Origin of the sequence: Streptomyces sp. SID1328 (assembly GCF_009865595.1) — a bacterium.
GTDB lineage: Bacteria > Actinomycetota > Actinomycetes > Streptomycetales > Streptomycetaceae > Streptomyces > Streptomyces griseoluteus.
The window spans coordinates 1-13,442 of the sequence record NZ_WWKH01001093.1 but is presented as its reverse complement, the minus strand read 5'-3'; the positions used below and the strand labels follow the sequence as shown (position 1 = coordinate 13,442).

Annotated in this window: 11 protein-coding genes; 10 read left to right on the top strand and 1 reads right to left on the bottom strand. The window is 72.1% G+C overall.

Features of this window, described 5'->3' with window-relative positions; all coding sequences use genetic code 11:
* Positions 1-2: 2 nt before the first annotated feature.
* From GT030_RS35255 to GT030_RS35220, 8 genes are all read left to right on the top strand, one after another.
* Positions 3-1,679 (top strand): acyclic terpene utilization AtuA family protein, encoded by a 1,677-nt coding sequence (locus GT030_RS35255; RefSeq protein ID WP_161202046.1) that lies wholly within the window; start codon positions 3-5, stop codon positions 1,677-1,679.
* Between the two features lie 73 nt (positions 1,680-1,752).
* Positions 1,753-3,351 (top strand): carboxyl transferase domain-containing protein, encoded by a 1,599-nt coding sequence (locus tag GT030_RS35250; RefSeq protein ID WP_161202040.1) that lies wholly within the window; start codon positions 1,753-1,755, stop codon positions 3,349-3,351.
* Positions 3,352-3,356: 5 nt separating this feature from the next.
* A complete protein-coding gene (locus GT030_RS35245) occupies positions 3,357-5,210 on the top strand; it encodes a biotin carboxylase N-terminal domain-containing protein (protein WP_161202039.1) in 1,854 nt (617 codons plus the stop codon).
* 82 nt (positions 5,211-5,292) lie between these two features.
* Complete coding sequence (locus tag GT030_RS35240) at positions 5,293-6,480, top strand: acyl-CoA dehydrogenase family protein (RefSeq protein ID WP_161202045.1); 1,188 nt, start codon at positions 5,293-5,295, stop codon at positions 6,478-6,480.
* A 23-nt stretch (positions 6,481-6,503) separates the two neighbouring features.
* A complete protein-coding gene (locus tag GT030_RS35235; protein ID WP_161202038.1) occupies positions 6,504-8,066 on the top strand; it encodes a 4-coumarate--CoA ligase family protein in 1,563 nt (520 codons plus the stop codon).
* A complete protein-coding gene (locus GT030_RS35230; RefSeq protein ID WP_161202037.1) occupies positions 8,063-8,797 on the top strand; it encodes an enoyl-CoA hydratase family protein in 735 nt (244 codons plus the stop codon). The genes GT030_RS35235 and GT030_RS35230 overlap by 4 nt, the downstream gene beginning before the upstream one ends.
* A complete protein-coding gene (locus GT030_RS35225) occupies positions 8,785-9,390 on the top strand; it encodes a TetR/AcrR family transcriptional regulator (protein WP_161202036.1) in 606 nt (201 codons plus the stop codon). Before GT030_RS35230 ends, GT030_RS35225 begins: the two co-directional genes overlap by 13 nt.
* Before the next feature lie 241 nt (positions 9,391-9,631).
* Positions 9,632-10,660: an isopenicillin N synthase family oxygenase gene (locus GT030_RS35220; RefSeq protein ID WP_161202035.1), complete on the top strand. Its 1,029-nt coding sequence runs from the start codon at positions 9,632-9,634 to the stop codon at positions 10,658-10,660.
* 84 nt (positions 10,661-10,744) lie between these two features.
* On the opposite strand, the gene GT030_RS35215 is transcribed toward GT030_RS35220, so the two are convergent.
* Positions 10,745-11,845 (bottom strand): citrate synthase 2, encoded by a 1,101-nt coding sequence (locus GT030_RS35215; RefSeq protein ID WP_202460250.1) that lies wholly within the window; start codon positions 11,843-11,845, stop codon positions 10,745-10,747.
* A gap of 152 nt (positions 11,846-11,997) precedes the next feature.
* Here GT030_RS35215 and pdxH point away from each other — a divergent pair, with 152 nt between their 5' ends.
* Together pdxH and GT030_RS35205 are read left to right on the top strand one after the other, a co-directional pair.
* Positions 11,998-12,708, top strand: coding sequence for a pyridoxamine 5'-phosphate oxidase (gene pdxH, locus GT030_RS35210; protein WP_202460249.1), 711 nt, complete (start codon positions 11,998-12,000; stop codon positions 12,706-12,708).
* 404 nt (positions 12,709-13,112) lie between these two features.
* Positions 13,113-13,442, top strand: a 330-nt coding sequence (locus tag GT030_RS35205; RefSeq protein WP_161202032.1) for a PAS domain-containing protein, incomplete at its 3' end; no start/stop codon positions are given.

Sequence of the window (13,442 nt, the reverse complement as noted above, 5' to 3'; positions counted from 1 at the left end):
CGGTGCCCCCCCTCCGCATCGGCAACTTCTCCGGCTTCTACGGCGACCGCTCGAGCGCCCTGCGCGAGATGCTCACCGGCGGCGAGGCCGACGTACTCACCGGCGACTATCTCGCCGAGCTGACCATGCTCATCCTCGGCCGCGACCGGCTGAAGGACCCCGGCGCCGGGTACGCCCGCACCTTCGCACGCCAGCTCGAAGACTGCCTCGGGCTCGCCCACGAGCGCGGGGTACGGATCGTCACCAACGCGGGCGGGCTCAATCCGGCCGGACTCGCCTGGAAGATCCGGGAGTTGGCGGAGCGGCTCGGCATACCCGTACGGGTCGCGCACGTGGAGGGTGACGACCTCACCGCCGCGTACCCCGGCACCCTCGCCGCCCACGCCTACCTCGGCGGCTTCGGTATCGCGGAGTGTCTGCGGGCCGGGGCCGACGTGGTGATCACCGGGCGGGTGACCGACGCCGCGCTCGTCACCGGGCCCGCCGCCGCGCACTTCGGGTGGGGGCCGGGCGACCACGACCAGCTCGCCGGGGCCGTCGTCGCCGGGCATCTGCTGGAGTGCGGGACCCAGGTCACGGGCGGCAACTACGCCTTCTTCCAGGACGGTGACGTACGCCGTCCCGGCTTTCCGCTCGCCGAGATCCATGCCGACGGCAGCAGTGTCGTCACCAAGCATCCGGGGACCGGCGGGTTCGTCGACACCGGTACGGTCACGGCCCAGTTGCTGTACGAGACGGGGGGTGCCCGGTACGCGGGGCCCGATGTCACCGCCCGGCTGGACACGGTACGGCTCCGCCAGGACGGGCCGGACCGGGTGCGGATCGAGGGGGTGCGCGGTGAGGCGCCCCCGCCCACGCTCAAGGTCGGGCTCAACCGGCTCGGCGGCTTCCGCAACGAGGTCGCCTTCGTCCTCACCGGTCTCGGCATCGAGGCCAAGGCGGAGCTGGTGCGCGACCAGATGGAGGTCGCGCTCGCCAAGGCGGCTCCCCAGGAGGTGCGTTGGGAGCTGGCCCGCACCGACCGGGCCGACGCCGACACGGAGGAGACGGCGAGTGCGCTGCTCCGGCTCGTCGTACGGGACGCCGATGCCGAAGTGGTCGGGCGGGGGCTGAGCGGGGCCGCGATCGAGCTGGCGCTCGCCAGTTACCCCGGCTTCCATGTGCTGGCGCCCCCGGGGAAAGGCTCGCCCTACGGGGTGTTCGACCATGTGGCCGTATCCCATGGTGCCGTTGACCATGTGGCCGTCCTCCACGATGGGCGCCGTATCGATGTGGGCGCGCCGCAGGAGACGCTCCCGCTCAGCGAGGTGCCCGAGCCCGCACTGCCCGAGCCCCTCCACGTGGGCAGCACCCGCCGCGCCCCTCTGGGTCATGTGGCCGGAGCCCGTAGCGGGGACAAGGGCGGGGACGCCAACGTCGGCGTCTGGGCCCGCTCCGCCGACGGCTGGCGCTGGCTCGCGCACGAGCTGACCGTCGAGCGCTTCCGGGAGCTGATCCCCGAGGCCCGCGACCTCCCGGTCACCCGGCATGTCCTGCCCCACCTCCGCGCCCTGAACTTCGTCGTCACCGGCATCCTCGGCGCCGGCGTGGCCGCCCGACACCGCTTCGACCCCCAGGCCAAGGCCCTGGCCGAGTGGCTCCGCTCCCGCCACCTGGACATCCCGGAGGAACTCCTGTGACGCCCCGGACCGTGCGCCCCTCCGGCGCCCCGCCCCTCCAGACCGGAGACCCCCGTCACCCCGGAGGCACCCCATGACCCTCCTGCGCACCACCCTCGACCCCACCGCCCCCGACCACCAGGCCAACCGCGACACCATGCTCGCCAAGCTCGCCGACCTGGAGACAGAGCACGCCAAGGCGCTCGCGGGTGGGGGCGAGAAATACGTGGCCCGGCACCGCAGGCGGGGCAAGCTGCTCGCCCGTGAGCGGATCGAGCTGCTGCTCGACCCCGACACGCCGTTCCTGGAGCTGTCCACCCTCGCCGCCTGGGGCAGCGAGTACACCGTCGGCGCCTCCCTGGTCACCGGCATCGGGGTGGTCGAAGGGACCGAGTGCCTGATCACCGCCAATGACGCGACCGTGCGCGGTGGCGCGAGCAACCCGTGGAGCCTGAAGAAGGCCCTGCGGGCGAACGAGATCGCGCGGGCCAACCGCCTCCCCGTCATCAGCCTGGTCGAGTCCGGCGGAGCCGACCTGCCCTCGCAGAAGGAGATCTTCATCCCCGGCGGGGCGATCTTCCGGGACCTGACCCGGCTGTCGGCCGAGGGCATCCCGACCGTGGCCGTGGTGTTCGGCAACTCCACGGCGGGCGGCGCGTACATCCCCGGCATGTCCGACCACGTGATCATGGTCAAGGACCGCGCGAAGGTGTTCCTCGGGGGGCCGCCGCTGGTGAAGATGGCGACCGGTGAGGAGAGCGACGACGAGTCGCTGGGCGGAGCCGAGATGCACGCCCGTACCTCCGGCCTCGCCGACCACTTCGCGGTGGACGAGCGGGACGCGATCCGGCAGGCGCGCAGGGTGGTCGCGCGGCTCAACCACCGCAAGGCGTACGCCGATCCGGGCTTCGCCGAGCCGCCCAAGTACGACCCTGAGGAACTGCTCGGCATCGTCCCCGGCGACCTGCGCACCCCCTTCGACCCGCGCGAGGTGATCGCCCGCCTGGTCGACGCCTCCGACTTCGACGAGTTCAAGCCGCTGTACGGCACGAGCCTGGTCACCGGCTGGGCCGAGCTGCACGGCTACCCCGTCGGCATCCTGGCCAACGCGCGCGGGGTGCTGTTCAGCGAGGAGTCGCAGAAGGCGGCGCAGTTCATCCAGCTCGCCAACCAGCGCGACATCCCGCTGCTGTTCCTGCACAACACCACCGGCTACATGGTCGGCAAGGAGTACGAGCAGGGCGGCATCGTGAAGCACGGCTCGATGATGATCAACGCGGTCAGCAACTCCACGGTGCCGCACCTCTCCGTCCTCATGGGCGCGTCCTACGGCGCCGGCCACTACGGCATGTGCGGCCGCGCCTACGACCCCCGCTTCCTCTTCGCCTGGCCCAGCGCCAAGTCGGCCGTCATGGGCCCGCAGCAGCTCGCGGGCGTGCTGTCGATCGTGGCCCGCCAGTCGGCCCTGGCCAAGGGACAGCCGTACGACGAGGAGGGGGACGCCGCCCTGCGCGCGATGGTCGTGGGGCAGATCGAGTCGGAGTCGCTGCCCATGTTCCTGTCCGGGCGGCTCTACGACGACGGCGTCATCGACCCCCGCGACACCCGAACCGTCCTCGGTATGTGCCTGTCCGCCATACACACCGCTCCCTACGAGGGCGCCCGTGGCGGCTTCGGCGTCTTCCGGATGTGAGGCCCATGATTTCCACCCTGCTCGTCGCCAACCGGGGCGAGATCGCCTGCCGTATCTTCCGCACCTGCGCCGACCTCGGCATACGTACGGTCGCCATACACTCCGACGCGGATGAGGGTGCGCTGCACACACGTGTGGCCGACATAGCGGTACGGCTGCCGGGTGCGGCGCCCGCGGAGACGTATCTGCGCGGTGACCTCATCGTGAAGGCCGCCCTCGCGGCCGGTGCGGACGCCGTGCACCCCGGCTACGGATTCCTCTCCGAGAACGCCGACTTCGCCCGCGCCGTACGGGACGCCGGGCTCGTCTGGATCGGGCCCCCGCCCGAGGCGATCGAGGCGATGGCGTCCAAGACCCGTGCCAAGGAACTGATGGGCCTCGCCCCGCTCGACGCACACGACGTCAGCCCGGCCGACCTGCCGGTCCTGGTGAAGGCGGCCGCGGGCGGCGGCGGACGCGGCATGCGCGTCGTACGCGACCTCGCCGCGTTGCCCGGTGCGCTGGAGGACGCCCGCGCGGAGGCGGCGAGCGCGTTCGGGGACGGCGAGGTGTTCGTGGAGCCGTACCTGGAGAACGGCCGCCATGTCGAGGTGCAGGTCCTCGCCGACACCCACGGCACGGTGTGGACGCTCGGCACCCGCGACTGCTCGCTCCAGCGCAGGCACCAGAAGGTCATCGAGGAGGCCCCGGCGCCAGGTCTGCCGCCCGCGCTCACCGAGCAGTTGTACGCGCTCGCCGAGCGGGCGACGCGTGCCGTGTCCTACGAGGGCGCGGGCACCGTGGAGTTCCTGGTGGCCGACGGCCGCGCCCACTTCCTGGAGATGAACACCCGACTCCAGGTCGAACACCCCGTCACCGAGGCGGTGTTCGGCCTCGACCTGGTCGCCGGGCAGATCCGCGTCGCCGAGGGCCACGCCCTCCCCGCCGAGCAGCCGGCCCCGCGCGGACACGCCGTCGAGGCCCGGCTGTACGCCGAGGACCCGGCGCGCGGCTGGGCCCCGCAGACCGGCACCCTGCACCGCTTCACCGTGCCGGACGGCGTACGTCTGGACACCGGCTGCGCGGACGGCGACACCATCGGCGTGCACTACGACCCGATGCTCGCCAAGGTCGTCGCGCACGCCCCCACCCGCACCGAGGCGGTCCGCAGGCTCGCCGGCGCCCTGGAGCGCACCGCGCTGCACGGCCCGGTCACCAACCGCGACCTGCTGGTCCGCTCACTGCGGCACCCCGAGTTCACCGAAGCCCGCATGGACACCGGCTTCTACGACCGCCACCTCACCACCCTCACCGAGCCCGCCCCCGACCCGTACGCCCCGCTCGCCGCGGCCCTCGCCGACGCCCACGGCCGCTCCCGCTTCGGCGGCTGGCGCAACGTCCCCTCGGGCCCGCAGGTGAAGCGGTTCGAGCGGGCGGGGGAGGAGCACGAGGTCGCCTACCGCCACACCCGCACCGGCCTGGCGGCGGACGGCGTCCGCGTGGTGCAGGCGGCCCCGCACCTGGTCATTCTCGAAGTGGACGGCGTGCGGCGGAAGTTCGAGATCGCCCGCTACGGCGACCAGGTCCACGTGAACGCCACCGCCCTCACCGCCCTGTCCCGCTTCCCCGACCCCACCACCGAACACGCCCCCGGCTCCCTCCTGGCCCCCATGCCCGGCACGGTCGTCCGCATCGCGGAGGGCCTGACCGAGGGCACCGAGGTCAAGGCGGGCCAGCCCCTGATCTGGCTGGAGGCGATGAAGATGGAACACCGGATCACCGCCCCCACGGACGGCACGCTCACAGCCCTCCCAGCCGCAGTAAGCCGCCAGGTGGAGATGGGCGCCCTTCTGGCGGTCGTGGAAGCTGTCCGGCCTTGAGGGGCGCGGGGCCGCATCCATGTACGGCTACCGCCGCCTGAGCGCGACCAGTCACAACAACCCGCACGCGAAGGAGTACAAGGTGCCCACCCTCATCGAATCCGAAGAACACCAGGCCCTCCGCAAAGCAGTCTCCGCCCTGGGAAAGCGCTACGGCCGCGACTACCTCACCCGAGTCATAGCGGAGGGCCGCTACCCCACCGAGCTCTGGCAAGAGGCGGCCAAGCTGGGCTACCTCGGCGTCAGCCTCCCGGAGGAGTACGGCGGCGGAGGCGGCGGCATAGCCGAACTCTCCATCGTCCTGGAGGAGCTGGGCGCCTCGGGAGCCCCCCTCCTGATGCTGGTCGTCTCCCCGGCCATCTGCGGCACAGTGATCTCCCGTTTCGGCACCGAGGACCAGAAGCGCACCTGGCTCCCCGGACTCGCCGACGGCACGAAGCTGATGGCCTTCGGCATCACCGAGCCCGACGCCGGCTCCAACTCCCACCGCATCACCACCACCGCACGCCGGGACGGCGACGACTGGCTGCTCACCGGCCGGAAGGTCTTCATCTCGGGGGTGGAGCACGCCGACGCCGTCCTGATCGTCGGCCGCACCGAGGACGCCCGCACCGGCAAGCTCAAGCCGTGCCTCTTCATCGTCCCGCGCGACGCCGAGGGCTTCTCCCGCAGCCCGATCGACATGGAGCTGAGCGCTGCCGAGAAGCAGTGGGAACTGGTCCTGGACGACGTACGGCTGCCCGCCGACGCCCTGGTGGGTGGGGGCACCTCCGCTTTCGGCAGTGGGGGAGAGGACGCCGGGCTGCTCCAGCTCTTCGCCGGGCTGAACCCTGAGCGGATCATGACGGCCGCGTTCGCCATCGGCATGGGCCGGTACGCCCTCGCCAAGGCGCTGGAGTACGCCCGTGAACGCACCGTCTGGAAGACCCCGATCGGCGCCCACCAGGCGATCGCGCACCCCCTCGCCCAGGCCCACATCGACCTGGAACTGGCCAAGCTGATGATGCAGAAGGCGGCCCTTCTCTACGACGCCGGGGACGACATCGGCGCGGGCGAGGCGGCCAACATGGCCAAGTACGCGGCGGGGGAGGCGTGCGTACGGGCCGTCGACCAGGCCGTGCACACCCTCGGCGGCAACGGTCTGACCCGCGAGTTCGGGCTCGCCTCGCTGATCATCGGCGCGCGGGTGGCCCGGATCGCCCCGGTGAGCCGGGAGATGATCCTCAACTACGTCTCGCACCAGACCCTCGGCCTGCCCAAGTCGTATTAGAGCGACCGACGTTCGGAGGAACCGTGTTCCACAGCCCGTACGCCGAAGTCCCACCGGTCGAAGAGGCCATCCACGACTACGTCCTGGGCCGAGCCGCCGCCTACGGAGACCGGCCCGCCCTGATCGACGGCGTGGACGGCACCACCATCACCTACGCCCAGCTCGACGCCCTGCACCGGAGACTGGCCGCGGCGCTCGCGGAGGCCGGGGTGCGCAAGGGTGACGTACTCGCCCTGCACAGCCCCAACACCATCGCGTTCCCGCTCGCCTTCTACGCGGCCACCCGCGCCGGCGCCACCGTCACCACCGCGCATCCGCTGCACACCCCCGAGGAGCTGGCCAAGCAGCTCGCGGACAGTTCCGCCCGCTGGCTGATCACCGTCTCCCCGCTGCTGCCGAGCGCCCGACGGGCCGCCGAACTCGCGGGCGGGATACGGGAGATCTTCGTCTGCGACCAGGCGCCCGGTCACCGCTCGCTGACCGAGCTGCTCGCCACCACCGCCCCCGAGCCGGACGTGACGGTCGACCCGGCCGAGGACATCGCCGTACTGCCGTACTCCTCCGGGACCACCGGCACGCCCAAGGGCGTGATGCTCACCCACCGGCAGATCGCCACCAACCTCGCCCAACTGGAGCCCGCCGTCACGGTGGAGCCCGATGAACGCATCCTCGCGGTGCTGCCGTTCTTCCACATCTACGGCCTGACCGCCCTGATGAACGCGCCCCTGCGCAAGGGTGCCACCGTGGTCGTGCTGCCCCGCTTCGAGCTGGACACCTTCCTCGCCGCCATCGAGACCCACCGCATCACCGGCCTGTACGTCGCCCCGCCGATCGTGCTCGCCCTCGCCAAGCAGCCCTCGGTCAGCCGGTACGACCTCTCCTCGCTGCGGTACGTCCTCAGTGCCGCCGCCCCGCTGGACGCCGCCCTCGCCGCGGCCTGCGCCGACCGGCTCGGGCTGCCACCGCTGGGCCAGGCGTACGGCATGACGGAGCTGTCGCCCGGCACCCATGTCGTCCCGCTCGCCCACCTGCGCGACGCGCCGCCCGGCACGGTCGGCAGGCTCATCGCCGGCACCGAGATGCGGATCGTCTCCCTGGACGACCCCGGCAAGGACCTCGGCCCCGGCGAGCGCGGCGAGATCCTGATCCGGGGCCCGCAGATCATGAAGGGCTACCTGGGCCGCCCGGACGCCACCGCCGCGACGATCGACGCCGACGGCTGGCTGCACACCGGCGACGTCGGCCACGTGGACGACGGAGGCTGGCTGTTCGTGGTGGACCGGGTGAAGGAACTCATCAAGTACAAGGGGTTCCAGGTGGCCCCGGCCGAACTGGAGGCCCTGCTGCTCACCCACCCCGGCATCGCGGACGCGGCCGTGACCGGCGTCGTCAACGAGGACGGCAACGAGGCCCCGCACGCCTTCGTCGTCCGCCGGCCCACCGCGCCGGACCTCAGCGCCAACGACGTGATGCTGTACGTGGGCGAGCGCGTCGCGCCGTACAAGCGGGTGCGCGGGGTCACCTTCACCGACGGGGTGCCCCGTGCCGCCTCCGGCAAGATCCTGCGCCGGGAGCTGCGCCCATGACCCTCGTCGGACGCACCCGCCGCCGTGCCGTGGAGACGCTCAGCCTGGACTCCCCGGACACCCGCAACGCCCTCTCCGCACCGCTGGTGGCGGAACTCGCCGGGGCTTTGGCCGACTGCGGAAAGGACCCCGGTGTCCGGGCCGTCGTGCTCACCCACACCGGCAACACCTTCTGCGCCGGGGCCGACCTGCGCGAACCGCCCCACCCGGACGCCCTGGTGGGGCTGCTGCGCCAGCTCGTGGAGCTGCCCAAGCCGGTGATCGCCCGGATCACCGGACACGTCCGCGCCGGCGGGCTCGGGCTGGTCGGCGCCTGTGACATCGCGGCCTCCTCCGCCGGGGCCACCTTCGCCTTCACCGAGGTCCGCATCGGGGTCGCCCCGGCCGTGATCTCCCTGCCGCTGCTGCCGCGTGCCGACCCGCGCGAGCTGGCCCGCTATTACCTCACCGGCGAGCGCTTCGGCCCCGCCGAGGCGGTACGGCTCGGCCTGCTCACGCTCACCGGCGACGACGTGGACGAGGCCCTCGACCCGGTCCTGGACGGCCTGCGCCGCTCCTCGCCCGAGGCCCTGGCCGCGACGAAGGAGCTGCTCACGGCTAGGGTGCTGGAGACGTTCGACCGGGACGCGGACCGGTTCACCGCGCTCTCGGCCCGGCTGTTCTCCGCCCCCGAGGCGCGGGAGGGGATGACGGCCTTCCTGGAAAGACGGGATGCGGCATGGGTGGTGTGAGTACGGCGGAACGCGACCGCGTACCCAAGCAGGACCGCAGCCGGGCCACCCGGCTGCGGCTGCTGGAGGCCGCCGTGGCCTGCCTCGCCGAACACGGCTGGGCGGGCTCCACGGTCTCGGTCGTCGCCGAGCGCGCGGGCGTCTCGCGGGGCGCGGCCCAGCACCACTTCCCCACCCGCGAGGACCTCTTCACGGCCGCCGTCGAGTACGTCGCGGAACGGCGCTCCACCGCCCTGCGCGACCTGTTCCCGGACGGCCCCGGCGACCGCGGGGCCGTCGTCTCCGCCCTGGTCGGCCTCTACACCGGCCCGCTCTTCCGGGCCGCGCTCCAGCTCTGGGTGGCCGCCGCGAACGAGGAGCAGCTGCGCGGCCGGGTGACCGAGCTGGAGGCCCGCGTCGGCCGGGAGAGCCACCGGATAGCCGTGGAACTCCTCGGCGCCGACGAGTCCCGGCCGGGTGTGCGCGAGAGCGTGCAGGGGCTGCTCGACATGGCACGCGGCCTCGGCCTCGCCACCCTGCTCACCGACGACACCGCCCGCCGCGAGCGGGTCGTGACCCAGTGGGCGGCGCTGCTGGACGGCGCCCTCGGCTGAGCCGAACCCAGGACGTGACCCGCGTCACACGGGAAATCGAAGGCCCGCAGTACTCTGGGCCCATGCTTCCGATGCTCGTCCGACGCCGCCACGTGGACTACGTGCGCGTCACGAGCATGGGCTGTCGGCGCTCCGCCTGATCCAGCCCCCTCTTCTCGTCTTCTTCTTCTCTTCGTCCGGCACCAGGGGGCCGCCACACCCCTCGCGGCTGCCCGTGCCCCGTACACCTCGCGGACGCACCATGACGACTCATGCGACGGACCCGTCGTACGCCCAGCTCCCGATCATCGACCTCTCGGCCGCCGACCGCGGTCCCGAGGAGCGGGCCCTCTTCCACGCCCGACTGCACAGCGCCGCCCATGACGTGGGCTTCTTCCAGCTGACCGGGCACGGCGTGACGCAGGCCGAGACCGACGCCCTGACCTCGGCCATGCGGGCCTTCTTCGCGCTGCCCGAGGCCGACCGGCTCGCCCTGGACAACGTCAACTCCCCGCACTTCAGGGGCTACACCCGCACCGGAGACGAGCGCACCGCCGGCGCCCGCGACTGGCGCGACCAGCTCGACATCGGCGCCGAGCGCCCGGCCCGCGTACCCGGCCCCGGGGAGCCGCCGTACTGGTGGCTCCAGGGCCCCAACCAGTGGCCCGCCGCGCTGCCCGAGCTGCGCACGGCCGCGCTCGCCTGGATCGAGAAGCTCAGCGCGGTCGCCCAGCGCCTGCTGCGCGAACTGCTCACCGCCATCGGCGCCCCGGCCGGCTTCTACGACCCGGTCTTCGGCGCCCACGCCCACCCGCACCTCAAGCTGGTCCGCTACCCCGGCAGCGCGGGCGACGGCACCGACCAGGGCGTCGGCGCCCACAAGGACTACGGCTTCCTCACCCTGCTCCTCCAGGACACGGTCGGCGGCCTCCAGGTCCAGCGCGCCGACGGCAACTTCCACGACGTCCCGCCCCTGGACGGCGCCTTCGTCGTCAACCTCGGCGAACTCCTGGAAGTGGCCACCAACGGCTACCTGGTGGCCACCAACCACCGCGTGGTGAGCCCGCCCGCAGCCACGGAACGCTATTCGGTCCCCTTTTTCTACAACCCGAGCCTGGACGCGAAAATAGCCCCGCTGCCTTTCCCCCACGCGGAAAAGGCCCCAGGGGTCACGACGGACCCGTCCAACCCGCTTTTCGCGGAATACGGCTACAACGAGCTGAAGGGCAAGCTCCGAGCCCACCCCTTGGTGGCGGAAAGACACCACGCCGATCTACTGACCCCCGCGTGACGGTTGTTGCTTTCAGGGGCGCGGGGAACTGCGCGACCAGCCGGGACGGCGAGTCCCCCGCCCTCCGCGCCCCAACCACCCCACTCAGTGGGCGATGTTCTCGAACCCGGAAATGTCAGAAGGCTTCCGGGTCCCGGGCCCCACATACTCCGCAGAAGGCCGCACCAGCCGCCCCGTCCGCTTCTGCTCAAGAATGTGCGCCGACCAACCGGCAGTACGCGCGCACGTGAACATCGAAGTGAACATGTGCGCCGGAACCTCGGCGAAGTCGAGCATGATAGCCGCCCAGAACTCCACGTTGGTGGCCAGCACGCGATCCGGCCGCCTGTTGTGCAATTCCTCCAGTGCGGCCTTCTCCAGCGCCTCGGCGATCTCGAACCGCGGAGCACCCAGCTCACGCGCCGTCCGCCGCAGCACCCGCGCCCGAGGGTCCTCGGCCCGGTACACCCGGTGCCCGAACCCCATGAGCCGCTCGCCCCGGTCCAGCGCCTTCTTCACGTACCCGACGGCGTCACCGGTGCGCTCGATCTCCTCGATCATCCCCAGCACGCGCGAGGGTGCACCCCCGTGCAGCGGCCCCGACATCGCACCCACCGCCCCGGACAGCGCGGCAGCGACATCCGCCCCGGTGGAGGCGATGACCCGCGCGGTGAAGGTGGACGCGTTCATGCCGTGCTCGGCGGCAGAGGTCCAGTACGCGTCGACGGCCGCGACATGCTTCGGGTCGGGCTCGCCGCGCCAGCGGATCATGAACCGCTCGACGACCGTGCGGGCCTTGTCGATCTCCCGCTGCGGCACCATCGGCAGCCCCTGGCCGCGCGCGGACTGGGCGACGTAGGAGAGCGCCATGACGGCGGCGCGGGCGAGGTCGTCGCGGGCCTGCTCGGCGTCGATGTCCAGCAGCGGCTTGAGACCCCACACCGGCGCCAGCATGGCGAGCGCGGACTGCACGTCCACCCGGATGTCGCCGGAGTGCACGGGGATCGGGAACGGCTCGGCCGCCGGCAGGCCCGGCGCGAAGGCGCCGTCCACCAGCAGCCCCCACACGTTCCCGAAGGAGACGTGCCCGACGAGGTCCTCGATGTCGACGCCCCGGTAGCGGAGCGACCCGCCCTCCTTGTCCGGCTCGGCGATCTCGGTCTCGAAAGCGACGACTCCCTCTAGTCCGGGTACGAACGCGGACATAAGGCGGCTCCTCGGGTGTGGGTCGGTGGCGGTCATCACCGGTACTGCCCCATACGCGCGGGGGTCACCCGGAACGAGGGGCGGGAACAGCACGATAGCCCTGAGTGCCACTCTTGGGGAGACCCTGCGGCACTCAGTGCCACGTTCGTGCGATGCGGCAGGATGACCGCGTGACCGACCGCGATCTCACCCCGAAGCCCGACCCGGCCGTGGACCCCGCGTTCATGCGCGAGCAGTACCGGGCGCACGGTCTCGACGTGGAGGAACTCGCCGCGCACCCGATGGACCAGTTCGCCCACTGGTTCCGGGACGCCGCCCGCGCCTCCGTCCTCGGCACGCTCTACGAGCCCAACGCGATGGTCGTCTCCACCGTCGACCCCACCGGCCGCCCCAGCTCCCGCACGGTGCTGATGAAGGGCTACGACGGCGACGGCTTCGTCTTCTACACCAACTACGGCTCCCGCAAGGCCCGCGACCTCGCCGGTGACCCGTACATCTCGCTGCTCTTCCCCTGGCACCCCATCGCCCGCCAGGTGATCGTCTGCGGGGTCGCCCGGCGCACCAGCCGCGAGGAGAGCGCCGCCTACTTCCGCAGCCGCCCGCACGGCTCGCAGCTCGGTGCCTGGGCCAGCGCCCAGTCCACGGTGATCGGCTCCCGCGAGGTGCTGGACGACGCCTACGCCGGACTCGCCGCCCGGTACCCGGAGGGCGAGGAGGTGCCGGTGCCGGAGAACTGGGGCGGGTTCCGGGTCGCGCCGGAGACGGTGGAGTTCTGGCAGGGCCGGGAGAACCGGTTGCACGACCGGCTTCGGTACACCGCCCTGCCGGACGGCTCCTGGACGACCGAACGGCTGAGCCCTTAGGAGCGCACGGGCCCGTGAACCGCAGGGGCCCGTGAACACGGAACGACCCGCGAGTTCTGGTTCCTCCGCCCTTGGGCGGGGGAGCCGGCCGGACGTGCCGGCGAACTCGCGGGTCGGGTGACTGCTTGGGATTGGGCCGGCCGCACGCTTGGATCACGTACTGGTCCGGCACCGCACTCGGTGTGGTGACGGGCCGCTAGCCCGCAGCCACCTCACGCGTCCGGTTTCCATACATCTGCCGAACCACCTCCCTTCCGTGTGCCGCCAGCCTAAAAAGGCGGGCACCCGAGGTTCAAGTTATTTTCACCGCCGCAATCTGGCGGAACGGCGTGTGGGCTGGGTCACGGTCGAGTTGAATGACCATCGACGCCGTCAGCCGGACGGATCGTGCAAGGGGGACCAGGGTGAGTGCTTCCCGGCGCAGTGGGACCACCGACGAGCTGGGACCGGAGGAACCGGGCGGCGCCGACCTGCTCAACGCCCTGCTGGACGGCATGGACGCCGCCCTGTGCGCCTTCGACGCGGACGGCACCGTCACCCACTGGAACCGCGAGGCCGAGCGCATCCTCGGCTGGAGCGCCGCCGAGGCGGTCGGCCGGCCCGGTTTCGCCGGCTGGGCGGTGCGCAGCGCCGACGACGCGGAGGTGCGCGAGCGGCTGCGGTCCGCGATGCGCGCCCCCGGCCGCCAGGTCCACGAGTTCGCCCTCGTCACCAAGGACGGCCGCCGGGTTCTG